The organism is Microterricola viridarii, from assembly GCF_900104895.1.
Lineage (GTDB): Bacteria > Actinomycetota > Actinomycetes > Actinomycetales > Microbacteriaceae > Microterricola > Microterricola viridarii.
In genome coordinates this window covers 2,834,418-2,855,306 of sequence record NZ_LT629742.1, presented here as the reverse complement: position 1 = coordinate 2,855,306, position 20,889 = coordinate 2,834,418, and the positions used below count along the sequence as shown (strand labels likewise).

Genomic DNA, 20,889 nt, shown 5'->3' with positions numbered 1-20,889 from the left:
GGCCCGACACCCGCGTGGTGTCGGGCCTTTTTCGTGCTGTCGGTAGACTTGAGGCATGCTTGAAAATCCTCGTTCTCCCCGCGTTCGCTCCGTAGCCAAGTTGGCGAAGAAGGCTGCGAGGGTCGAGAGCGGATTCTTCCTGCTCGAGGGCCCGCAGGCCGTCGCCGAGGCCCTGAACTTCCGCCCGGAGCTGGTGCAGGAGCTGTTCGGAACGCCGACCGCGCTGGACCGCTATCCGGAGATCGCCCAGGCGGCCGAGGAGGCCGACGTCCCGTTCGAGTTCGTCACCGAGCAGGTGCTGAACGCGATGGCCGACACCGTCACCCCGCAGGGCTTCATCGCCGTCTGCCGCGTCTTCCCGACCGCCCTGAAGGACATCTTCGCCGGCAAGCCGAAGCTCATCGCCATCCTCGAAGAGGTCCGCGACCCCGGCAACGCAGGAACGATCATCCGCGCGGCGGATGCCGCAGGCGCCGACGCCGTGATCCTGACCGGCCGCTCCGTCGACCTGTACAACCCCAAGGTGGTCCGCTCCACCACCGGCAGCCTGTTCCACCTGCCGATCGCCATCGACGTCGAGCTGGAAGACGTGCGCCTCCGCGTGCGCGAGGCCGGCCTGCAGCTGATCGCCGCCGACGTCAAGGGTGAGGACATGCTCGAGGTGCGTGCCACCGGCCTGCTGGCCGAGCCGACCGCCTGGCTGTTCGGCAACGAAGCCCGCGGCCTCACCGACGAGAAGCTGGCGCTGGCCGAGCGCTCCGTCATGGTGCCGATCTACGGCCAGGCCGAGTCGATGAACCTCGCGACCGCGGCATCCGTCTGCCTCTACGAGTCCGCCTTCGCCCAGCGCAGCGCCAGCGACCGGTAGCAGAGCCCCCGCAGCTGCGGCCCCGTAACGGTTGTGTAACCACCCCTCGAAGGGGTGACGCAACAGGGTCTTGTGTCCCTATGTTGGGGGTATGGATTCAAATCCGAAGAAAGCCCGCCTGGAGCCCGCCACCTCGAACATCGCCGTTCGACGGGGCGAGCCCCTCGTGGTCATCGACAACGTCAACAAGCACTTCGGTGAGCTGCACGTCCTGAAGAACATCAACACGACCGTCGCGCGCGGCGAGGTCGTGGTGGTGATCGGGCCGAGCGGGTCAGGCAAGTCGACGCTCTGTCGCGCCATCAACCGGCTCGAGACCATCGACTCCGGCTCCATCACGATCGACGGTGAGCACCTGCCGGAGGAGGGGGCAGAGCTCGCCCGGCTGCGTGCCGACGTCGGCATGGTCTTCCAGTCGTTCAACTTGTTCTCGCACAAGACGGTGCTGGAGAACGTGACCCTCGCGCCGATCAAGGTGAAGAAGCTCCCCAAGGCACAGGCCAAGCAGAAGGCCATGGAGCTGCTGGAGCGGGTGGGCGTCGCCAACCAGGCCGGCAAGATGCCCGCCCAGCTCTCCGGCGGCCAGCAGCAGCGCGTCGCCATCGCCCGCTCACTGGCGATGAGCCCGAAGCTGATCCTGATGGACGAGCCGACCAGCGCCCTCGACCCCGAGATGATCAACGAGGTGCTCGATGTCATGATCGGCCTCGCCAAGGACGGCATGACGATGATCGTCGTCACCCACGAGATGGGCTTCGCCCGCAAGGCCGCCGACCGCGTGCTGTTCATGGCCGACGGCGAGATCGTCGAGGAGGCCACCCCCGAGAACTTCTTCTCGAACCCGCAGTCGCACCGCGCGCAGGACTTCCTCTCCAAGATCCTCGAACACTGAGAACCGGGCGCTGAGCGCACGCGAGGGCCCCACCCACACCCGAAACGCCACCCACCATGAATCACCCAGACGAAATGAGGATGAACATGAAGAAGAGAATGCCCCTGATCGCCCTAGCCGCGGCCAGCGTTCTCGCTCTCGCCGCGTGCGCGAGCGGTGACACCGGATCGACCGACAGCGGCGAGAGCGCGGCCCCCGCGCCCACCTTCGCCGAGGGCACCACCATGGCCGCGCTGGCGGATGCCGGCACGATGACCGTCGGCACGAAGTTCGACCAGCCCCTCTTCGGGCTGATCAACCTGGACGGCGAGCCGGAGGGCTTCGACGTCGAGATCGCCAAGATCATCGCGAACGGCCTCGGCATCGCACCGGAGAACATCCAGTGGAAGGAGGCCGTCTCCGCCAACCGCGAGCCGTTCATCGAGAACGGCGAGGTCGACATCGTCGTCGCCACCTACACGATCAACGACAAGCGCAAGGAAGTCGTCGACTTCGCCGGCCCGTACTACCTGGCCGGGCAGTCGATCCTGGTGCTGGCCGACAACGACACGATCAAGAGCGAGGACGACCTCGTCGGGCAGAACGTGTGCTCGGTGACCGGCTCGACGCCGGCGCAGAAGCTCGCGGAGATCGGCGCGATCCCGTTCCTCACCGACACGTACACGAACTGCCTGGAGCCGCTGCGGAGCGGTGACGTGGTCGCCGTCAGCACCGACAACGTGATCCTCGCCGGCCTGGCCGCGCAGAACGAGGGCGAGTTCAAGGTCGTCGGCAAGCCGTTCACGGAGGAGCCGTACGGAATCGGCCTCAAGAAGGACGACACCGAGTTCTGCACCTTCATCAACGAGACCCTCGAGGCCGCGTACGCAGACGGCTCCTACGAGGAGGCCTGGAACTCGACCGCGGGAACGGTGCTTCCCTACGTCGACCCGCCGGCCGTCGAGCCCTGCAGCTGATCGCGGCCCCAGCCGACCGCATCTCAGCGTGACGCGCGTGGGCCGGGGCCCAGCCCGGCCCACGCGCAACCGCTCTCGCGAAAGGACTCCCGCGCATGGATGCGGTGATCGAGAACCTGCCCCGCTACTTCAGCGGGTTCGGGTACACCCTGCTGCTGCTCGTCGTCGCGGGCATCGCGGCATTCATCATCGGCACGCTGATCGCGGCGATGCGCATCTCGCCGGTAGCCTCGCTGCGCGGCTTCGCCACCGTCTACACCGAGCTGGTGCGCAACACCCCGCTGACGCTGATCCTGTTCTTCTGCGCGTTCATCCTTCCCTACTTCGGGGTGGACTTCAGCTACCTCGTCTTCGCCATGATCGGCCTGAGCGTCTACACCTCGCCGTTCGTCGCCGAGGCGCTCCGCTCGGGCATCAACGGCGTGCCGATCGGGCAGGCCGAGGCGGCGCGCAGCGTCGGGCTGGGCTTCGGGCAGAGCGTGACGCTCGTCATCCTGCCGCAGGCGTTCCGGATGACGGTGCCGCCGCTGATCAACGTCTTCATCGCCCTCACGAAAAACACCTCCGTCGCCGGCGGCTTCTTCGTCGCGGAGCTGTTCACCATCGGCAAGGAGCTCGCGAATGACAACGGCAATGCGGTGATTGCGATCCTGCTCGGGGTCGCCACGTTCTACCTCATCATCACGGTGCCGCTCGGGCTCCTGGCCGGGCGCATCGAGAAGCGACTGGCGGTGCAGCGATGAGCGGCTCCAACGTCCTCTTCGACGCCCAGGGCCCCAAGGGCCGGCGCCTCTCGCTGATCCTCTCCGGCGTCGGGCTCCTGCTGCTCGCGGCCGGCGCCGCCTGGGTCTACTCCGTGCTCGCCGCGCCCCGCGTGGCCACCAGCGGCGTCGAACTGCCCAGCATGCTCGATCCCAGCCGCTGGGACATCTTCCTCGACCCACGCGTCTGGAACCGGATCATCTTCGTCGGCGTCGCCAACACGCTGAAGGCGGCGAGTGTCGCCGCGGTCGGCGCCGTCGCCCTCGGTGTGGTGTTCTCCCTGCTGCGCAGCGCACAGACCCGGTGGATCCGCATCCCCATCGCCGTCATCCTGGAGTTCTTCCGCGGCATGCCGGTGCTGCTGATGATGCTGTTCATCCTGCTGGCCGGCTCGACCGGCGCCTACTGGGCCGTCGTGATCGCGCTGATCCTCTACAACGGGGCGCTCATCGGTGAGGCGCTGCGGGCCGGGCTGGTCGCCCTGCCGCGCGGCCAGCGGGAGGCCGGGCTGAGCCTCGGCATGCGCCCGCTGCAGTCCCGGCTGCTCGTCGAGTTCCCGCAGGCGTTCCGGCAGATGCTGCCGATCATCGTGGCCCAGCTCGTCGTGCTGCTGAAAGACACCTCGCTCGGCTTCATCGTCGGCTACCCGGAGCTCATCCGGGTGACGATGAACAACATTGCCAGCGCGGTCGGCAACCGCTACCTCTTCTCCCTGTTCTTCGTCACCCTCGTGCTCTACCTGATCATGAACCTGTCCCTGTCCTGGTTCGCCCGCTGGCTCTCCCGCCGCACCGCGAGCGGTGGGAAGGCGGGCAGGGCCGGCCGGGGGCGCAGGCGGCCGCCGGAGGACCCCAACGACGCCATGCTCAACATGCGGCAGGCCTCCGCGGATGCCGCGGCCTCCGCCACCGGCGGCTCCGCGTAGCCCGCGGTGCGCCGCCCACGCGCGGCTGGGTAAACTTGGGCCTTGTGTCTGAGTCCACTGAGCTCCCTGAAGCTATAAACGCCGAAGCCGTCATCACCGAATCCACCGTCGCCGCGGCCGTCGACGCCGCACTGGCGGCGATCGAGGCCGCCGGCGACTCCGCCGCGCTGAAAGCCGTGCGCACGGCGCACACCGGCGAGGCCTCGCCGCTGGCGCAGCTGAACGCCACCCTGCGCGACGTCCCCAAAGAGCAGAAAGCCGCCCTCGGCAAGCTCGTCGGCCAGGCCCGCGGCCGTGTCGCACAGGCGTTCGCCGCCCGCGAGGAGGGCATCGTGGCCGCGGAGGCCGCCGCCCAGCTCGAGGCCGAGGCGCTGGACGTCACCGCGCTGGCCAGCCGCTACCGCCCCGGCGCCCGGCATCCGCTCACCCTGCTGCAGGATCGCGTCTGCGACGTGTTCACCGGCATGGGTTGGGAGATCGCCGAGGGGCCGGAGGTCGAGAGCGAGTGGTTCAACTTCGACGCGCTGAACTTCGACGCCGACCACCCGGCGCGCGCGATGCAGGACACCTTCTTCATCGACCCGCCGGAGTCGCACCTGGTGCTGCGCACGCACACCTCGCCGGTGCAGGTGCGCTCGATGCTCGACCGCGAGCTGCCCGTCTACGTGCTGGCCCCCGGCCGCGTCTACCGCACCGACGAGTTCGACGCCACGCACCTTCCCGTGTTCATGCAGTTCGAGGGCCTCGCCGTCGACAAGGGCCTGACCATGGCGCACCTCAAGGGCACGCTCGACCACTTCGTGAAGTCGATCTTCGGCGATGAGGCCAAGATCCGCCTGCGCCCCAGCTTCTTCCCGTTCACCGAGCCGAGCGCCGAGCTCGACTTCTGGCACCCGACGTTCAAGCACGGCGCGCGCTGGATCGAGTGGGGCGGCTGCGGCATGATCAACCCCAACGTGCTGCGGGCCGCCGGCATCGACCCCGAGGTGTACTCGGGCTTCGCCTTCGGGATGGGAATCGAGCGCGGCCTCATGCTGCGCAGCGATGTACAAGACATGCGTGAAATGGTCGAGGGCGATGTGCGCTTCTCCCAGCAGTTCGGAATGGTGGTTTAGTCATGCGGGTGCCCCTGAGTTGGCTCGCGGAATTCGTTGATCTCGCACCGGGAACGACAGCTGACGACGTGCATGCCGCGCTCGTCAAGGTCGGACTCGAGGAGGAAGAGGTCCACAGTTTCGACCTCACCGGACCGATCGTCGTCGGAGAGGTGCTCGAGTTCGTCGAGGAGCCACAGGCCAACGGCAAGACCATCCGCTGGTGCCAGGTGCGCGTCGCACCCGACGGCCAGCAGGCCGCCGACGGTGGCGATGCCGTGCACGGCATCGTCTGCGGTGCCGGCAACTTCTTCGTCGGAGACAAGGTCGTCGTGACCCTTCCCGGCGCCGTGCTGCCCGGCCCGTTCCCGATCGCGCCGCGCAAGACCTACGGCCACGTCTCCGACGGCATGATCGCCTCGGTGCGCGAGCTCGGCATCGGCGACGACCACGACGGCATCCTGCGCCTGTCGACGCTCGGCCTCGACCCGGAGGTCGGCACCGACGCCATCGAGCTGCTCGGCCTGGCCGACGAGGCCGTCGAGATCAACGTCACACCGGACCGCGGCTACGCCTTCTCGATCCGCGGCGTCGCCCGCGAGTACTCGCACGCGACCGGGGCCGCCTTCCGCGACCCCGCTGCGCACGGCCAGCTCGCCCCGGGCGCCAACGATGGCTTCCCGGTGACCTTCGCCGACGAGGCCCCGATCCATGGCCGCCCCGGCGTCTCCGTGTTCTCCACGCGCGTCGTGCGCGGCATCGACCCGACCCGGCCGACCCCGCCGTGGATGGTGGCCCGACTGAAGCTGGCCGGCATCCGCTCGATCTCGCTGCCCGTGGACATCACCAACTACGTGATGCTCGAGCTCGGCCAGCCGACCCACGGCTACGACCTCGACAAGCTCTCCGGCGGCATCGTGGTGCGCCGCGCCGCCGCGGGGGAGAAGATCACCACCCTCGACGAGCAGGAGCGCGCGCTGCACATCGAGGACCTGCTCATCACCGACGACAGCGGCGCCATCGGCATCGCCGGCGTCATGGGCGGGGCCAGCACCGAGATCAGCGACACGACGCGCAACGTGCTCGTCGAGGCCGCCAACTTCGACCCGGTCACTGTCGCCCGCTCGGCGCGCCGGCACAAGCTGCCGAGCGAGGCCGCGAAGCGCTTCGAGCGCGGCGTCGACCCGCGGATCGCAGCGGCGGCGACCTCCCGGGTGGCGCAGCTGCTCGTCGACCTGGCCGGCGGCACCGCGGATGACGCGGGCTCGCTGACCGGCGAGGCCGCAAGCGCCGCCGCCATCTTCCTGCCCGACGGCTACGTCTCCGGGCTCATCGGCGTCGACTACACCGACGAGGAGATCCGCGGATCGCTGGCCGAGGTCGGCGGCACCATCGCCGAGGCCGACGGCGGCCTGCTGGTCACCCCGCCGAGCTGGCGCCCCGACGTGACCGACAAGTCCGATCTGGCCGAAGAGGTCGCCCGCATCGTCGGCTATGAGCGCATCCCCTCGGTGCTGCCCGTCGCCCCCGCCGGGCACGGCCTCACCCGCGAGCAGCGCATCCGCCGCACCGTGGCCGACGCCCTGGCCGCGGCCGGCTCGACCGAGATCATCGCGTTCCCGTTCCTGCCGAAGGCGCAGAACGACCTCTTCGGTGCGGCCGAGGCGGCCGAGGTGCCGCAGATCAAGGTGGCGAACGCCCTCGACGCGAGCGCCCCGTACCTGCGCACCACGTTGCTGCCCGGCCTGATCGAGGCCGCCAAGCGCAACCTGTCCCGCGGCCTGACGGATGTCGCGCTGTACGAGCTCGGCCTCGTCTTCACCCCGGTGGAGGGTGCGGCCTACGGCCAGGCCACGCTGCCGTCCGGCACGCAGCGTCCGAGCGCGGAGCAGCTCGCTGAGCTGAACGCCGGCATCCCGCCGCAGCCGCGCCACGTCGGCGCGCTCATCATGGGCAACGTCGTGCGCAAGCAGCCCGGCCAGAGCGCCATCGCCGCCGGCATCGCCGATGCCCTCGCGATCGTCGCCCAGATCGCCCTCGCCACCGGCGCGGACATCGAGATCGTGCAGGGCCGCCACAAGGCCATGCACCCCGGCCGCACGGCCGAGCTGCGCGTCGCCGGCCAGGCCGTCGGCTTCGCCGGCGAGCTGCTGCCGCAGATCGCCGCGGACGCGGACCTGCCGCGCGTGGTCGCCGTCGTCGAGCTCGACCTGGACGCCGTGATCGCCCTCGCGAAGCCCGTCGTGGAGGCCGCCGAGATCGGCACCTTCCCGGCCGCGACGCAGGACCTCACCCTGCTGGTCGACGCGTCCGTGCCCGCCGCCGCGGTGTTGGCCGCCGTGCGCGAGGGCGCAGGCGCGCTGCTCGAGGAGCTGCACCTGGTCGACGACTACAGGGGCGCCGGCCTCGAGGAGGGGCAGAAGAGCCTCACCTTCGCGCTGCGCTTCCGGGCGAGCGACCGCACGCTCACCGCGGCGGAGGCGAGCGAGGCCAAGTTGGCCGGTGCCGCCCGCGCCGCCGAGCTGCTCGGCGCCGCGACCCGCGAGTAGCCGGAGCATCTGAACGACGGAGGGGCGCCGCACTGCGGCGCCCCTCTGTGGTCTCTGTGCCGTTCGGCGGTGTTGGCTTCGGTCGCTGGCGCTCCCTCGAGCCAACGGGAGGGGGAACCAGCGGCAACCGGAGACAGCGGCACCCCCGAGTGCCAGAATGGCTGCATGAGCGAGAGCGCAAACACCGTGATGGTGCCGACGACGGCATCCGTCGACGAGTTCCTGGACCGTGCGGAGCCCGCCGGCCGCCGCGAGGACGCCTACGTGCTGAAGGCGATGCTCGACCGGATCGCCGGCGTGCCCGCGGTGATGTGGGGGCCGAGCATCGTCGGCTACGGCAGCTACCACTACCGCTACGCCAGCGGGCGCGAGGGCGACTCCCCGTTGATCGGCTTCTCGCCGCGCAAGGCCTCGATGTCGCTCTACCTCGACCGGTACCCCGGCAGCGAGGAGCTGCTCGACCGGCTCGGCCCGAACAAGCGCGGCGCCGGTTGCGTCTGGGTCGGCCGATTCGGCAAGCTCGACCTGGCCGTGCTTGAGGAGCTCTACGCCGAGAGCTGGCGCCGCGGCATCTCCGGGATCGGGCTGCCGTACGAGGGTTGAGCCCACTCGGCGCAATCGAGTTTGCCGCCCGCCCGCGGGGCGCGATAGGCTCACGACATGCTTTCCGCTCGGCGCACCCCCCTCGCACTGGCCATCCCCGCCGTGCCTGCGCTGCGTCGACGCCGGGCCGACCGCCGAATCTAGGCGGCGCTTGCGTGACCCTTCGTGGAGTCTGACGTGGCGTCGCCGTCGCAACCTCGTCGTCCACTCACGTAAGGCAAAAGAATGACATTCGCGGTCGCGGTAGCCGGGGCATCCGGCTACGCAGGCGGAGAACTCCTCCGCATCCTCTCCCAACACCCCGACTTCGAGGTGCGCACCGTCACGGCGCACTCGAACGCCGGCCAGCAGCTGATCGACGTGCAGCCACACCTGCGCAGTCTCGCCCACCTCACCCTCGTCGACACCACGCCGGAGAACCTCTCCGGCCACGACGTCGTCTTCCTCGCCTTGCCGCACGGCAAGTCCGGCGAGCTCACCGCCCACCTCGACGCCGACACACTCGTCGTCGACTGCGGCGCCGACCACCGGCTGGAGAGCGAGTCCGACTGGGCGGCGTTCTACGGCGGCGACTTCTACGGCGCCTGGAGCTACGGCGTGCCCGAGCTGCTGATCGACGGGGGAGCGGCCAAGCAGCGCGAGCGGCTCGCCGGCACCCGCCGCATCGCCGCCCCCGGCTGCAACGCCAGCACCGTCGCGCTCTCGCTCGCGCCCGGCATCCGCTCCGGCGTCATCGAGTCCGCCGATATCGTCTCGGTGCTGGCCGTCGGCCCGTCCGGCGCGGGCAAGGCGCTGAAGACCAACCTGCTCGCCGCCGAGATCCTCGGCTCCGCCAGCCCGTACGCCGTCGGCGGCACCCACCGGCACATCCCCGAGATCCAGCAGGCACTGCGCGGCGCGGGCGCTCTCGACCCGACCGTGTCGTTCACCCCGGTGCTCGTTCCCATGGCGCGCGGCATCCTGGCCACCTCGACCGCGCGCGTCGTTCCGGGCACGGATGCCGCGACGGTACGCGCCGCCTGGGAGGCCGCCTACGCCGACGAGCCGTTCGTGCACCTGCTGCCGGCCGGCCAGATGCCCCGCACCGCCGACACCATCGGCGCCAACACCATCCTGCTCGGCCTCGCCGTCGACGAGGCCGCCGGCCGCGTCGTCGTCGTCGCCGCCATCGACAACCTGGTCAAGGGCACAGCCGGCGCCGCGATCCAGTCCGCAAACATTGCCCTCGGCCTGCCAGAGACGGCCGGTCTCGCCCTGAATGGAGTCGCCCCGTGAGCGTCACAACCCCCCTCGGCTTCGACGCGGCCGGCATCGCCGCCGGCATCAAGGCCTCCGGCGCCCCGGACCTCGCCCTCGTCGTCAACCGCGGCCCGTCCCAGGCCGCGGCGGCCGTCTTCACCAGCAACCGGGCGCAGGCCAACCCGATCATCTGGTCGAAGGAGGTCATCAAGGACGGCACCGTCTCGGCCATCGTGCTGAACTCCGGCGGCGCCAACTGCTTCACCGGCAGCGCGGGCTTCCAGGTGACGCACCGCACCGCGGAAGCGGTCGCGGCGGCACTCGACGTCTCCGCCGGCGACGTGCTGGTCTGCTCCACGGGCCTGATCGGCGACCAGCTGGACGGCGACGTGCTCGCCGCGGGTGTCGCCGCCGCCGCCACCGCGCTCGGCGCCGACGGCGGCGACGACGCGGCCCGCGCCATCATGACCACCGACTCCGTGCCGAAGACGGCCAGCATCAGCCAGGGCGGCTGGAGCATCGGCGGCATCGCCAAGGGCGCCGGCATGCTCGCGCCGGGCCTGGCCACCATGCTCGTCGTCATCACCACCGACGCGCTGCTCGACGCGGCCGCGCTGGACACGGCCCTCCGCGCCTCCACCCGGGTCACCTTCGACCGGCTCGACTCCGACGGCTGCATGTCGACCAACGACCAGGTCAGCCTGCTCGCCTCCGGCGCCTCCGGCGTCACCCCCGATCTGGCCGAGTTCACGGCCGCCCTCACCGTGCTCTGCCGCGAGCTCGCCCTCAAGCTGCAGGCGGATGCCGAGGGCGCCAGCCACAACATCGCCATCGAGGTCGTCGGCGCCCAGAGCGAGGACGACGCCGTCGAGGTCGGCCGCTCCGTCGCCCGCAACAACCTCTTCAAGGCCGCCGTGTTCGGCAACGACCCCAACTGGGGCCGAGTGCTGGCCGCGATCGGAACCACGCAGGCCGCCTTCGACCCGTACATCGTCGACGTGTCGATGAACGGCGTGCGGGTCTGCCACGCCGGCGAGCCCGACCAGCCGCGCGAGCTCGTCGACCTGAGCCCGCGCGACACCCACGTGCTCATCGAGCTGCACGTCGGTGCGGCATCCGCCACCATCTTCACCAACGACTTGACGCACGACTATGTGCACGAGAACAGCGCGTACGCGAGCTGATGATGGGCGAGAGCGTGAAATCAACAGAAGAGCTGGAGCTGATCCAGGCGGACGCCGCCGTCAAGGCGGCCACGCTGATCGAGGCGCTGCCCTGGCTGAAGCGCTTCCACGAGCAGATCATCGTGGTCAAGTTCGGCGGCAACGCCATGGTCAGCGAGGAGCTGCAGCGCGCCTTCGCCGAGGACATGGTCTACCTCCGCTACGCCGGCATCCGACCCGTCGTCGTGCACGGCGGCGGCCCGCAGATCTCGGCGATGCTGGAGAAGCTCGGCATCCCGAGCGAGTTCCGCGGCGGCTACCGGGTGACCACGCCGGAGACCATGGAGGTGGTGCGCATGGTGCTCACCGGCCAGGTCAACCGTGAGCTGGTCAGCCACATCAACGAGCACGGCCCGCTGGCGGCCGGGCTCTCCGGTGAGGACGCCGGCCTGTTCCAGGGCCGCCGCCGCGGTGCCATCGTCGACGACGAGGAGGTCGACCTCGGCCTCGTCGGCGACGTCATCGCCGTGGACCCCGCCGCGGTGCACGCCCAGATCGAGGCCGGCCGTATCCCCGTCATCTCCTCGATCGCGCCCGACACCGCGGTGCCGGGCCAGTCGCTCAACGTCAACGCGGACTCCGCCGCGGCGGCCCTGGCGGTCGCCCTCGGCGCCGCCAAGCTCGTCATCCTCACCGACGTCGCCGGCCTGTACCGCGACTGGCCCGACCGCGACTCGCTCGTCTCCGTCATCGACGTGCCCGAGCTGCGCGAGCTGCTGCCCACGCTCGAGTCGGGCATGATCCCCAAGATGGCCGCCTGCCTGGAGGCCGTCGAGGGCGGCGTCTCCAAGGCCGCCATCATCGACGGGCGGGTGCCGCACTCGATCCTGCTCGAGATCTTCACCCAGAGCGGCATCGGCACCGAGGTCGTGCTGCCCGAAGCAAGCGAGCACGAGAACATCGGCGCCGCGGATGCCGCAGGCACCACAACGCAAGGAGCACCCGCATGACCGACTGGCAGCAACGATCCGCGAACCGCATGATGCGCACGTTCGGGGCGCCCATGGCGATGCTGGTGCGCGGCCAGGGCGCCCGGGTCTGGGACGACGCGGGCAACGAGTACCTCGACTTCCTCGCCGGCATCGCCGTCAACGCGCTCGGCCACGCCCACCCGGTCTTCGTCGACGCGCTCACCCGCCAGGCGTCCACCATCGCGCACGTCTCCAACTACTTCGCCTCCCCGCCCCAGCTCGAGCTCGCCGAGCGGCTCGCCCGGCTGAGCGGAGCGGGCGAGGAGGGCCGCGTCTTCTTCAGCAATTCCGGCGCCGAGGCCAACGAGGCCGCATTCAAGCTCGCCCGCCTGCACGGCGGCGCGAGCCGGCCGCGCATCATCGCGCTCACCGACGCCTTCCACGGCCGCACGCTGGGCAGCCTGGCGCTGACCGGCAAGGCTGCGATGCGTGCCCCGTTCGAGCCGATGCCCGGCGGGGTCGAGCACATCGACAGCACGATCGAGGCCCTCGAGGCCGCGATGGGCGACGACGTCGCCGCCGTGTTCCTCGAGCCGATCAAGGGCGAGGCCGGTGTGCTCCCGCTGCCGGAGGGCTACCTCGCGGCGGCCCGCGAGATCACCAGCCGCCACGGCGCGCTGCTCATCATCGACGAGATCCAGACCGGGGCAGGCCGCACGGGGGAGTGGTTCGCGTTCCAGCACGCCGGCATCGCCCCGGACGCGATCACCGTGGCCAAGGGCATCGGCGGCGGCGTTCCGATCGGCGCCCTGATCACCTTCGGCGCGGCATCCGAGCTGTTCGGCCCGGGCCACCACGGCAGCACCTTCGGCGGCAACCCGCTGATGACGGCGACCGCGAACGCCGTCCTCGGCGAGATCGAGCGCGCCGGCCTGGTGCGCAACGCCGCAGAGCGCGGCGCAGAGCTGCGGGCCGCGATCGCGTCCATCGGCTCGCCGCACATCGTCGGCATCCGCGGCCAGGGCCTGCTGCTCGGCGTCGCGCTCAGCGAGCCGCGCGCCGGCGGCCTGACCGCCGCGGCCATGGCCCAGGGCCTCATCGTCAACGCCGCCAACCCGAGCACCATCCGCCTGGCGCCGCCGCTCACCATCGACAGCGCCGACATCACCGAATTCACGGCGCGCTTCGGCCGCGCCCTCGCCACTCTCGACACCCCCACCGAAAGCGACGCATCATGACCCGCCACTTCCTCCGCGACGACGACGTGACCCCCGCCGAGCAGGCCGAGATCCTCCAGCTCGCCCTCGAGCTGAAGAAGGACCGCTTTGCCGAGAAGCCGCTCGCCGGCCCGCAGACGGTCGCCGTCATCTTCGACAAGTCCTCCACCCGCACCCGGGTCTCCTTCGCGGTCGGCATCGCCGACCTGGGCGGCACCCCGCTGATCATCTCCACCGCCAACAGCCAGCTCGGCGGCAAGGAGACGCCGTCCGACACGGCGCGCGTGCTCGAGCGCATGGTCGCGGCCATCGTCTGGCGCACCTACGGCCAGGCCGGCCTCACCGAGATGGCCGAGGGAACCACCGTCCCGGTGATCAACGCGCTCTCCGACGACTTCCACCCCTGCCAGCTGCTGGCCGACCTGCTCACCATCACCGAGAAGCGCGGGCACCTGGCCGGGCTCACCCTGACCTTCCTCGGTGACGGCGCCTGCAACATGGCGCAGTCCTACCTGCTGGCCGGCGCCACCGCCGGAATGCACGTGCGCATCGCCTCGCCGGCCGGCTACACGCCGAGCGAGCAGGTGGTGGCGGATGCCGCCGCCATCGCCGCACAGACCGGCGGCTCCGTCGCCCTCTTCACCGACCCGGTCGCCGCCGTCAGCGGATCCGACGTCGTCGTCACCGACACCTGGGTGTCGATGGGCAAGGAGGAGGAGAAGGCGGCCCGCGTGGCCGAGCTCGGCGCCTACCGGGTGGACAGCGAGCTGATGGCGCACGCGGCATCCGACGCCCTCTTCATGCACTGCCTGCCGGCCGACCGCGGCTACGAGGTCACCGCCGAGGTCATCGACGGGCCGCAGAGCATCATCTGGGACGAGGCGGAGAACCGCCTGCACGCCCAGAAGGCGCTCATGGTCTGGCTGCTCGCCCAGAACGCCCGCTAGCGCGCGCCCGACCTCCCACCGACCAGAAAAGCGAATGCCATGAGCAACGACCTCAGCAAGAACACCCCGAACGGCGCCGTCGCCGGCGTCGGCGAGACGACAGAGGGCGCCCTCTGGGGCGCCCGCTTCGCCGGCGGCCCCTCGCCGGAGCTCGCCCGGCTCAGCAAGTCGACCCACTTCGATTGGCAGCTGGCCGAGTACGACATCGCCGGCTCGAAGGCGCACGCCCAGGCGCTGGCCGCGGCCGGCTACCTCGACGACGCCGAGCTGGCCGGCATGCACGCCGCCCTCGACGAGCTGCTGCACAAGGTGCAGGGCGGCCAGTTCCTGCCCGCCGAGAGCGATGAGGACGTGCACGGCGCCCTCGAGCGCGGCCTGATCGAGATCGCCGGCAGCGAGCTCGGCGGCAAGCTGCGCGCCGGCCGCAGCCGCAACGACCAGATCGCCACCTTCATCCGGATGCTGCTGCGCGACCACTCCGTCACCGTCTCCCGGCTGCTGATCGACCTGATCGACGCCCTCGCCGCGCAGGCCGCCGCCCACCCGGCCGCGATCATGCCCGGCCGCACCCACCTGCAGCACGCCCAGCCGGTCCTGCTCTCGCACCACCTGCTGGCACACTGCTGGCCGCTGGTGCGCGACCTCGACCGCCTCGCCGACTGGAACCGCCGCGCCGACTTCTCGCCGTACGGCTCCGGCGCCCTCGCCGGCAACACGCTCGGCCTGGACGCCGGCCTGGTGGCATCCGTGCTCGGCTTCGGCGGCGTCGTCGAGAACTCGATCGACGGCACGGCCAGCCGCGACCTGGTCGCCGAGTTCAGCTACGTGCTCGCCCAGATCGGCATCGACCTGTCCAGGCTGTCCGAGGAGATCATCCTCTGGAACACCCGCGAGTTCGACTTCGTCACCCTCGACGACGCCTACTCGACCGGCTCGTCGATCATGCCGCAGAAGAAGAACCCGGACATCGCCGAGCTCGCCCGCGGCAAGTCCGGCCGGCTGATCGGCAACCACACCGGCCTGCTCGCCACCCTCAAGGGGCTGCCGCTGGCCTACAACCGCGACCTGCAGGAGGACAAGGAGCCCGTCTTCGACTCCCTGCAGAACCTCGAGGTGCTGCTGCCGGCCTTCACCGGCATGGTGGCCACGCTCCGCTTCCACACGGAGCGGATGGCCGAGCTCGCGCCGCAGGGCTTCTCGCTGGCGACGGATGTCGCCGAGTGGCTCGTCAAGCAGCACGTGCCGTTCCGCGACGCCCACGAGATCACCGGCGCCATGGTCAAGTTCTGCGAGGACCGCGGCCTGGAGCTGCACGAGATCGACGACGCCGCACTCGTCACGATCGACCCGCGGCTCACGCCGGAGGTGCGCTCGGTGCTCAGCATCGAGGGCTCGGTGAACAGCCGCGACGGCCTGGCCGGCACCGCCCCGGTGCGGGTCGCCGAGCAGCTCGCCGCCCTCACCGCCCGGGTGCGTGGCCTCGCGCAGGCCCTGCCGAGCGGCAACACCACCCTCTGACAGACACGGAGTCAGACATGCAGGCGCCGGCCGGTGTGCCCCGAGCATTCTTCGCTCGGGATGCCACCGAGCTGGCGCCTCTGCTGTTGGGGGCCGTGATCCGGCACCGCACCGCCGAGGGGGCGGTCGCGATCCGGCTGAGCGAGGTGGAGGCGTACCGCGGCAACGGCGAGGACCCGGGCTCGCACGCGCACCGCGGGGTGACGCCGCGCACCCGCGTCATGTTCGGCCCGCCGGCTCACCTCTACGCCTACTTCAGTTACGGCATGCACGTCTGCGCGAACATCGTCTGCGCGCCGGACGGACAGGCGGCCGGGCTGCTGCTGCGCGGCGGCGAGGTGGTGGAGGGGCTGGAGCTGGCCCGGCTGCGCCGGCCGACCGCCTCCGTGGATCGGGATCTGGCTCGGGGTCCGGCCCGGCTCGCGTCGGCGCTCGGCATCCGGCTGGAGCAGAGCGGGGCCGACCTGCTCGCGCCGCCGTTCACCCTGGAGCTGCCGGCGAGCCCGGCGGTCTTCGCCACCACGGCTCGCACCGGGGTCGGTGGCGAGGGCGGGGGAGCGGCATTCCCGTGGCGCTTCTACATCCCGGGCGACCCGACCGTCTCACCGTACAAGCGGCACCCCAGGCGAGCGCCCTAGTCAGGCGCTCTGCGCCTTCGGCCGCGGGCTGGGCAGGGCGGGCTGCTGCTGTGTGATGCAGTGGATGCCGCCGCCGCGGTCGAAGATCGGCCGGGAGTCGACGGTGACCACCCGGCGACCCGGGTACGCCTCGCCGAGGATCGCGCGGGCGGTCGCATCCGCGGCCTCCTCGCCGAAGCCGCACGCGACCACGCCGTCGTTGACGACGAGGTGGTTCACGTAGCTCCAGTCGACGAAGCCCTCGCCGTCGCGGAGGGTCGCCGGGGCGGGCAGGTCGAGGATCTCCCACGGGCGCCCGGCGGCATCCGTCGTCTCGGCGAGCAGACCGCGGAGCTCGCGGGTCAGCGCGTGGTCCGGGTGGGCGGGGTCCCGCTGCTCGTGCAGCAGCAACCGGCCGGGCGAGGGGATCGTGGCCACGATGTCGACGTGGCCGCGGGTGCCGAAGTCGTCGTAGTCGCGGGTCAGCCCGCGGGGCAGCCAGATCGGGTGCGTCGCACCGATCGTGCGCGCCAGCTCGGCCTCGACCCTGGCCTTGTCGAGAAACGGGTTGCGGCCGGGGTCCAGCTGCACGGTCTCGGTGAGGAGCACGGTGCCCTCCCCGTCGACGTGGATGCCGCCGCCCTCGTTGACGAGGGTCGAGCTGATCAGCTCGGCGCCGCTGTGCGCCGTGACGATCCGGGCCACCTCGGCGGACTTGCCCCACTCCGCCCAGTGTGGCGCGCCCCAGCCGTTGAAGACCCAGTCGACCGCGCCGAGCACGGTGGGGCGCTCGTCGTCGACGACGAAGCTCGGGCCGAAGTCGCGCATCCAGAACTCGTCCAGCGGCGCCTCGAGGATCTCGATCTCGCTGCCGAGCATGCGCCGGGCGCGGGCCATCTCGCTCGGGTCGACCACCATGGTCACCGCCTCGAAGCCGGCGACGGCGTGCGCGACCTCCGTCCAGGTGTCGTAGCATTCCGAGGCCGCTGCGCTCGTCTCGCCCAGCGTGATGCCCGCACGGGGGAACGCCATCCAGGTGCGCTCGTGCCGGGTGGTCTCCGACGGCATTCGCCAACTCACGTGCCTGCCTCCTCCGTCCGCCAGCGGACGAGCTGCGTCACACCGGGCCGCCCTTGTTGATCAGGCGATCAACAATTGACCCGACAGTACATAGAATGGTCCGACCATGTCAAGACCTCCATCCACGCGGGGCGCGCGCAAGCCGCCGGCCGAGCGCAGCGCCGAGATCACAGACGCCGCGCGGGCGCTCGCGCTCGAGAGTGGGCTCGCGGCGGTCACGCTCCGCGCACTGGCCCAGCGGGTCGGTGTCACCCCGGCCCTGATCGCCCACTACGAGCCGAGCATGGATGCTCTGGTCGCGCGCACCTTCGGCGACATCGTGGCCGGCGAGCTCGCCGAGATTGTCGTGCTGACCGACGCGCTGACCCCGCGCGAGCGACTCAAGCTGCTCGTGCAGACCGTCTCGGACGGCAGCCGCACCGACGTCACCGTGGTCTGGGTGGATGCCTGGGCGCTCGGGCGCCGCAACGAGCAGCTCGCCGCGAGCGTGCGCGAGCAGATGGACGCGTGGCAGGGCGTGCTGCAGGCCACCTTCACCGCGGGCGCCCGCGCCGGCGACTTCTCGGCGGCCGATCCGGCGCAGCTCGCCTGGCTGGTGCTCGGTCTCATTGACGGCCTGAACGCCCAGTCGCTCGTGCGCTGGGGCGGGGCGAGCGATCGCGGCGACCTCGTCGCGCGCACGATCGCGGTGCTGGTCGGCCTGCCGGCCGATGCCCTGAGCTGATTCCGCGCCCGGCGGCGGGCTCAGCCGAGGGCGGCCTCAGCCGATGGCGGGCTCAGCCGATGGCGGCCTCAGCCGAGGGCGAGCCGCACGAGCACCGCGCAGGCGCTGGCCCAGAGCAGGCTGGCCAGGGTGCCGATGATGAACCGCTCCCTGGCCTCGGCGGCGGCGAGCTCGGTGAAGCGGCCGAGGCCCTTGACCGCGATCACGATCGCCAGCGCCTCGGGGAACCCGGCGACGATCCCGAGCACGACGCAGAGTCGCTCGAGCACGCCGATCGCGGCGCCGCCGCGCAGCACCTCCCGGGTGGCCGGAGCGCCGTCCTCGCCGGTCGGCGCCGGGGTGCCGGCTGGCGTGGCCGGGGTCGGCACCAGGATGCCGCCGTGCGCGCCGGGCGCCACGGAGCCGCGGGTGGCCAACGAGAGGGCGAGCTGCGCGGCCGGGCCACCGCCGAACACCGCCAGAGCCGCGCCCACGAGGGCGATCAGGGCACCGACGGCCCCGCCGGCTGGCGTCCAGCCGGTCGGCCAGAACGAGGTGGTGGCGCTCAGGGTGAGGAGCAGGGCGAGCGCGAGCGCGCCCCCGGCCGCCCAGATGGCGTGGGGGAACTTCCGCATCACGGCGAAGACCGCGAAGGTCAGGGCGGTGGCGAGCAGCCCGAGCAAGAACAGCCAGAACAGCACGGGGAGGAATCCGGCCAGGTGCGGGGGAAAGATCATGACGGCGTGCTCCGATCGAGTTCTGCCAGCAATCCTACGAGCGCGGGCACCGCATTCGCCTCGACGGCGAGCTGCGCGGCCTTGGCGCGCGAACTCGCCGCCGGCGCACTGATGCCCAGCCGCTCGGCGGCCTCCTTGTAGCTCAGGCCCGCCGAGACGAGGTCGTAGAGCTCCCACCCGGGCGCGGTGCGGCGCTGCCGCAGTGCCAGGGCCAGGTCGATCAGCGCCTCGGTGCCCTCGGCCGGCGTGCTGCCCGCATCCGCCGCCCCCTGCCGGTGCAGCGCGAACCGCGTGCCCCGCTTCTTGGCGCGGGTGACGGCGTCGCGGGCGGCATAGAAGGCCGGCCCGCTGGCCTCCCGCGTCGCGGCCGGCAGCGGGAGCCCGACGGCGCCGACGCCGAGGCCGACGCTCCACTGCTCCCCACGGGTCAACTCGAGCGCGATGCGCACTATGGCGGCGGCATCCGCGCTCACGAGCTGGATCTCATCGCCCGCCGTGCGGTCAGGGGGAAGCATCAGCGCCGCGCCGTGGTCGCGCTGCAGGCGCTCGATCGTCGGCGCGGTGACGTCGGCACGGGTGCGGCTGGCGATCTGATCGGCGGTGATGACGAACATGGGAACCTCCGAGTTCAGGCTACACGCTTAACTCACTGTTACTAAAGCCTCAACACTTATTTCACCGCGGATGTTGCCTGCACGCTTCTGCCGGAGCGGTCGGCGCTCGGCCGCTGATACTCTGGGGTGCGTGTCTGACCCAGTAATCCTCAACGCCCAGCGCAACGATCCGTCCTTCCCCGATATCTGGGAGGAGATCAACTGGCGCGGCCTCGTGCACGTCTCCACCGATGCCAGCGAGCTCAAAGAGCTGCTCGCGGGGGAGTCGATCACCTATTACTGCGGCTTCGACCCGACTGCTCCGAGCCTGCACCTCGGCAACCTCGTGCAGCTGCTCCTCATGCGCCGCCTGCAGCTGGCCGGCCACCGCCCGCTCGGCCTCGTCGGCGGCTCCACCGGCCTGATTGGCGACCCGCGTCCCACGGCCGAGCGCACCTTGAACACCAAGGACACGGTCGTGGAGTGGGTCGGCCGCCTGCAGGCGCAGGTGAGCCGCTTCCTCAGCCGCGAGGGCGAGAACGCGATGACCCTCGTCAACAACCTGGACTGGACGGCCCCGCTGTCGGCCATCGACTTCCTGCGCGAGATCGGCAAGCATTACCGCGTCGGAACCATGCTGAAGAAGGACGCCGTCGCCGCCCGCCTCAACTCCGACGCCGGCATCAGCTACACCGAGTTCAGCTACCAGATCCTGCAGGGTCTGGACTACCTCGAGCTCCACCGCCAGTACGAGTGCGTGCTGCAGACCGGTGGCAGCGACCAGTGGGGCAACCTCACGAGCGGCACCGACCTCATCCGCCGCACAGAGGGAACGAGCGTGCACGCCATCGGCACGCCGCTGATCACCAACAGCGACGGCACCAAGTTCGGCAAGAGCGAGGGCAACGCCGTCTGGCTCGACTCGAGCCTGACCAGCCCGTACGCCTTCTACCAGTTCTGGCTGAACACCGACGACGCCGACGTGGTCGCCCGCCTCAAGATCTTCACCTTCCTCGAGCGGGCCGAGATCGAGCGCCTCGAGGCCGCAGTCGCGGCCGAGCCGTTCCGTCGCGAGGCGCAGCGCGCCCTGGCCTTCGAGGTGACGCGCCTGGTGCACGGGGAGACGGCGACGGCCAACGCCATCGCTGCCACCAGCGCGCTCTTCGGGCAGGGCGACCTGGCCGAGCTCGACGCCGACACCCTGGAAGCCGCGCTGCGGGAGCTGCCGAACACCACGACCGCGCCGGATGCCGGCATCGCCCAGCTCCTCTGCGACACCGCGCTGTGCGACAGCCTGAGCGACGCCCGCCGCGCCATCAAGCAGGGCGGCGTCTCGGTGAACAACGTCAAGATCACCGATGAGGCCGAGACGATCTCCGGCCACGTGCTCGCCTCGGGAGTCGCCGTGCTGCGCCGCGGCAAGAAGACCCTCGCCGGCATCTTCGTCGAGTAGTC

At 71.0% G+C, this 20,889-nt stretch carries 20 protein-coding genes; 17 read left to right on the top strand and 3 right to left on the bottom strand.

The annotated features are described in order from the left end of the window. Positions 1 to 55: 55 nt before the first annotated feature. The 15 genes from BLT62_RS13080 (at position 56) to BLT62_RS13010 (ending at position 16,342) form a co-directional block, all read left to right on the top strand. Positions 56 to 868 (top strand): TrmH family RNA methyltransferase, encoded by an 813-nt coding sequence (locus tag BLT62_RS13080; RefSeq protein ID WP_083364458.1) that lies wholly within the window; start codon positions 56 to 58, stop codon positions 866 to 868. A gap of 91 nt (positions 869 to 959) precedes the next feature. Then, a complete protein-coding gene (locus BLT62_RS13075; protein ID WP_083364457.1) occupies positions 960 to 1,760 on the top strand; it encodes an amino acid ABC transporter ATP-binding protein in 801 nt (266 codons plus the stop codon). An 80-nt stretch (positions 1,761 to 1,840) separates the two neighbouring features. Beyond that, the gene (locus tag BLT62_RS13070; protein WP_407937551.1) at positions 1,841 to 2,716 is read left to right on the top strand and encodes a glutamate ABC transporter substrate-binding protein; all 876 of its coding nucleotides are present in this window, start codon (positions 1,841 to 1,843) and stop codon (positions 2,714 to 2,716) included. A 95-nt stretch (positions 2,717 to 2,811) separates the two neighbouring features. Next, positions 2,812 to 3,459: an amino acid ABC transporter permease gene (locus BLT62_RS13065; protein WP_083364456.1), complete on the top strand. Its 648-nt coding sequence runs from the start codon at positions 2,812 to 2,814 to the stop codon at positions 3,457 to 3,459. Next, the gene (locus BLT62_RS13060; protein WP_083364455.1) at positions 3,456 to 4,403 is read left to right on the top strand and encodes an amino acid ABC transporter permease; all 948 of its coding nucleotides are present in this window, start codon (positions 3,456 to 3,458) and stop codon (positions 4,401 to 4,403) included. Before BLT62_RS13065 ends, BLT62_RS13060 begins: the two co-directional genes overlap by 4 nt. A 44-nt stretch (positions 4,404 to 4,447) precedes the next feature. Then, positions 4,448 to 5,518, top strand: coding sequence for a phenylalanine--tRNA ligase subunit alpha (gene pheS / locus BLT62_RS13055; protein ID WP_083364454.1), 1,071 nt, complete (start codon positions 4,448 to 4,450; stop codon positions 5,516 to 5,518). Positions 5,519 to 5,520: 2 nt separating this feature from the next. Further along, entirely contained in the window at positions 5,521 to 8,046 is a 2,526-nt protein-coding gene (pheT, locus tag BLT62_RS13050) for a phenylalanine--tRNA ligase subunit beta (RefSeq protein ID WP_083364453.1), read from the top strand. Between the two features lie 165 nt (positions 8,047 to 8,211). Then, positions 8,212 to 8,649 carry a DUF1801 domain-containing protein gene (locus tag BLT62_RS13045; RefSeq protein WP_083364452.1) on the top strand — a complete coding sequence of 146 codons (438 nt, stop codon included), beginning with the start codon at positions 8,212 to 8,214 and terminating at the stop codon, positions 8,647 to 8,649. Between the two features lie 225 nt (positions 8,650 to 8,874). Continuing rightward, the gene (gene argC / locus BLT62_RS13040) at positions 8,875 to 9,924 is read left to right on the top strand and encodes an N-acetyl-gamma-glutamyl-phosphate reductase (RefSeq protein WP_083364451.1); all 1,050 of its coding nucleotides are present in this window, start codon (positions 8,875 to 8,877) and stop codon (positions 9,922 to 9,924) included. Then, entirely contained in the window at positions 9,921 to 11,072 is a 1,152-nt protein-coding gene (gene argJ / locus BLT62_RS13035) for a bifunctional glutamate N-acetyltransferase/amino-acid acetyltransferase ArgJ (protein WP_083364450.1), read from the top strand. The genes argC and argJ overlap by 4 nt, the downstream gene beginning before the upstream one ends. Before the next feature lie 14 nt (positions 11,073 to 11,086). Further along, the gene (gene argB, locus BLT62_RS13030) at positions 11,087 to 12,061 is read left to right on the top strand and encodes an acetylglutamate kinase (RefSeq protein ID WP_407937550.1); all 975 of its coding nucleotides are present in this window, start codon (positions 11,087 to 11,089) and stop codon (positions 12,059 to 12,061) included. Continuing rightward, the gene (locus tag BLT62_RS13025) at positions 12,058 to 13,260 is read left to right on the top strand and encodes an acetylornithine transaminase (protein ID WP_083364448.1); all 1,203 of its coding nucleotides are present in this window, start codon (positions 12,058 to 12,060) and stop codon (positions 13,258 to 13,260) included. The genes argB and BLT62_RS13025 overlap by 4 nt, the downstream gene beginning before the upstream one ends. Continuing rightward, a complete protein-coding gene (gene argF / locus BLT62_RS13020; protein ID WP_083364447.1) occupies positions 13,257 to 14,186 on the top strand; it encodes an ornithine carbamoyltransferase in 930 nt (309 codons plus the stop codon). The genes BLT62_RS13025 and argF overlap by 4 nt, the downstream gene beginning before the upstream one ends. A gap of 39 nt (positions 14,187 to 14,225) precedes the next feature. Then, positions 14,226 to 15,704 (top strand): argininosuccinate lyase, encoded by a 1,479-nt coding sequence (argH, locus tag BLT62_RS13015; RefSeq protein ID WP_083364446.1) that lies wholly within the window; start codon positions 14,226 to 14,228, stop codon positions 15,702 to 15,704. A gap of 17 nt (positions 15,705 to 15,721) precedes the next feature. Then, positions 15,722 to 16,342, top strand: a complete 621-nt coding sequence (locus BLT62_RS13010; RefSeq protein ID WP_083364445.1) for a DNA-3-methyladenine glycosylase — start codon at positions 15,722 to 15,724, stop codon at positions 16,340 to 16,342. On the opposite strand, the gene BLT62_RS13005 is transcribed toward BLT62_RS13010, so the two are convergent. Next, positions 16,343 to 17,401, bottom strand: coding sequence for an agmatine deiminase family protein (locus BLT62_RS13005; RefSeq protein ID WP_083364444.1), 1,059 nt, complete (start codon positions 17,399 to 17,401; stop codon positions 16,343 to 16,345). A gap of 106 nt (positions 17,402 to 17,507) precedes the next feature. On the opposite strand from BLT62_RS13005, the gene BLT62_RS13000 reads away from it, so the two are divergent. Beyond that, on the top strand, positions 17,508 to 18,125 hold the full coding sequence (locus BLT62_RS13000; protein WP_083364443.1) for a TetR/AcrR family transcriptional regulator: 618 nt from the start codon (positions 17,508 to 17,510) through the stop codon (positions 18,123 to 18,125). Between the two features lie 68 nt (positions 18,126 to 18,193). Here BLT62_RS13000 and BLT62_RS12995 read toward each other — a convergent pair whose 3' ends face one another. After that, a complete protein-coding gene (locus BLT62_RS12995; RefSeq protein WP_083364442.1) occupies positions 18,194 to 18,841 on the bottom strand; it encodes a hypothetical protein in 648 nt (215 codons plus the stop codon). After that, the gene (locus tag BLT62_RS12990; RefSeq protein WP_083364441.1) at positions 18,838 to 19,455 is read right to left on the bottom strand and encodes a DNA-binding protein; all 618 of its coding nucleotides are present in this window, start codon (positions 19,453 to 19,455) and stop codon (positions 18,838 to 18,840) included. The genes BLT62_RS12995 and BLT62_RS12990 overlap by 4 nt, the downstream gene beginning before the upstream one ends. Positions 19,456 to 19,585: 130 nt before the next feature. Between BLT62_RS12990 and tyrS the strand changes: the two genes are divergently transcribed. Next, positions 19,586 to 20,887, top strand: a complete 1,302-nt coding sequence (gene tyrS / locus BLT62_RS12985; protein ID WP_231919169.1) for a tyrosine--tRNA ligase — start codon at positions 19,586 to 19,588, stop codon at positions 20,885 to 20,887. Positions 20,888 to 20,889: the final 2 nt, after the last annotated feature.

Bases quoted from the DNA above. Each gene is read 5' to 3' on its own strand.
- argH (WP_083364446.1), top strand. From the start codon at position 14,226: ATGAGCAACGACCTCAGCAAGAACACCCCGAACGGCGCCGTCGCCGGC.
- BLT62_RS13000 (WP_083364443.1), top strand. From the start codon at position 17,508: ATGTCAAGACCTCCATCCACGCGGGGCGCGCGCAAGCCGCCGGCCGAG.
- BLT62_RS13010 (WP_083364445.1), top strand. From the start codon at position 15,722: ATGCAGGCGCCGGCCGGTGTGCCCCGAGCATTCTTCGCTCGGGATGCC.
- argF (WP_083364447.1), top strand. From the start codon at position 13,257: ATGACCCGCCACTTCCTCCGCGACGACGACGTGACCCCCGCCGAGCAG.
- BLT62_RS12990 (WP_083364441.1), bottom strand. From the start codon at position 19,455: ATGTTCGTCATCACCGCCGATCAGATCGCCAGCCGCACCCGTGCCGAC.
- BLT62_RS13065 (WP_083364456.1), top strand. From the start codon at position 2,812: ATGGATGCGGTGATCGAGAACCTGCCCCGCTACTTCAGCGGGTTCGGG.
- BLT62_RS13075 (WP_083364457.1), top strand. From the start codon at position 960: ATGGATTCAAATCCGAAGAAAGCCCGCCTGGAGCCCGCCACCTCGAAC.
- BLT62_RS13060 (WP_083364455.1), top strand. From the start codon at position 3,456: ATGAGCGGCTCCAACGTCCTCTTCGACGCCCAGGGCCCCAAGGGCCGG.
- BLT62_RS12995 (WP_083364442.1), bottom strand. From the start codon at position 18,841: ATGATCTTTCCCCCGCACCTGGCCGGATTCCTCCCCGTGCTGTTCTGG.
- BLT62_RS13025 (WP_083364448.1), top strand. From the start codon at position 12,058: ATGACCGACTGGCAGCAACGATCCGCGAACCGCATGATGCGCACGTTC.
- BLT62_RS13080 (WP_083364458.1), top strand. From the start codon at position 56: ATGCTTGAAAATCCTCGTTCTCCCCGCGTTCGCTCCGTAGCCAAGTTG.
- pheT (WP_083364453.1), top strand. From the start codon at position 5,521: ATGCGGGTGCCCCTGAGTTGGCTCGCGGAATTCGTTGATCTCGCACCG.
- BLT62_RS13045 (WP_083364452.1), top strand. From the start codon at position 8,212: ATGAGCGAGAGCGCAAACACCGTGATGGTGCCGACGACGGCATCCGTC.
- BLT62_RS13070 (WP_407937551.1), top strand. From the start codon at position 1,841: ATGAACATGAAGAAGAGAATGCCCCTGATCGCCCTAGCCGCGGCCAGC.
- argC (WP_083364451.1), top strand. From the start codon at position 8,875: ATGACATTCGCGGTCGCGGTAGCCGGGGCATCCGGCTACGCAGGCGGA.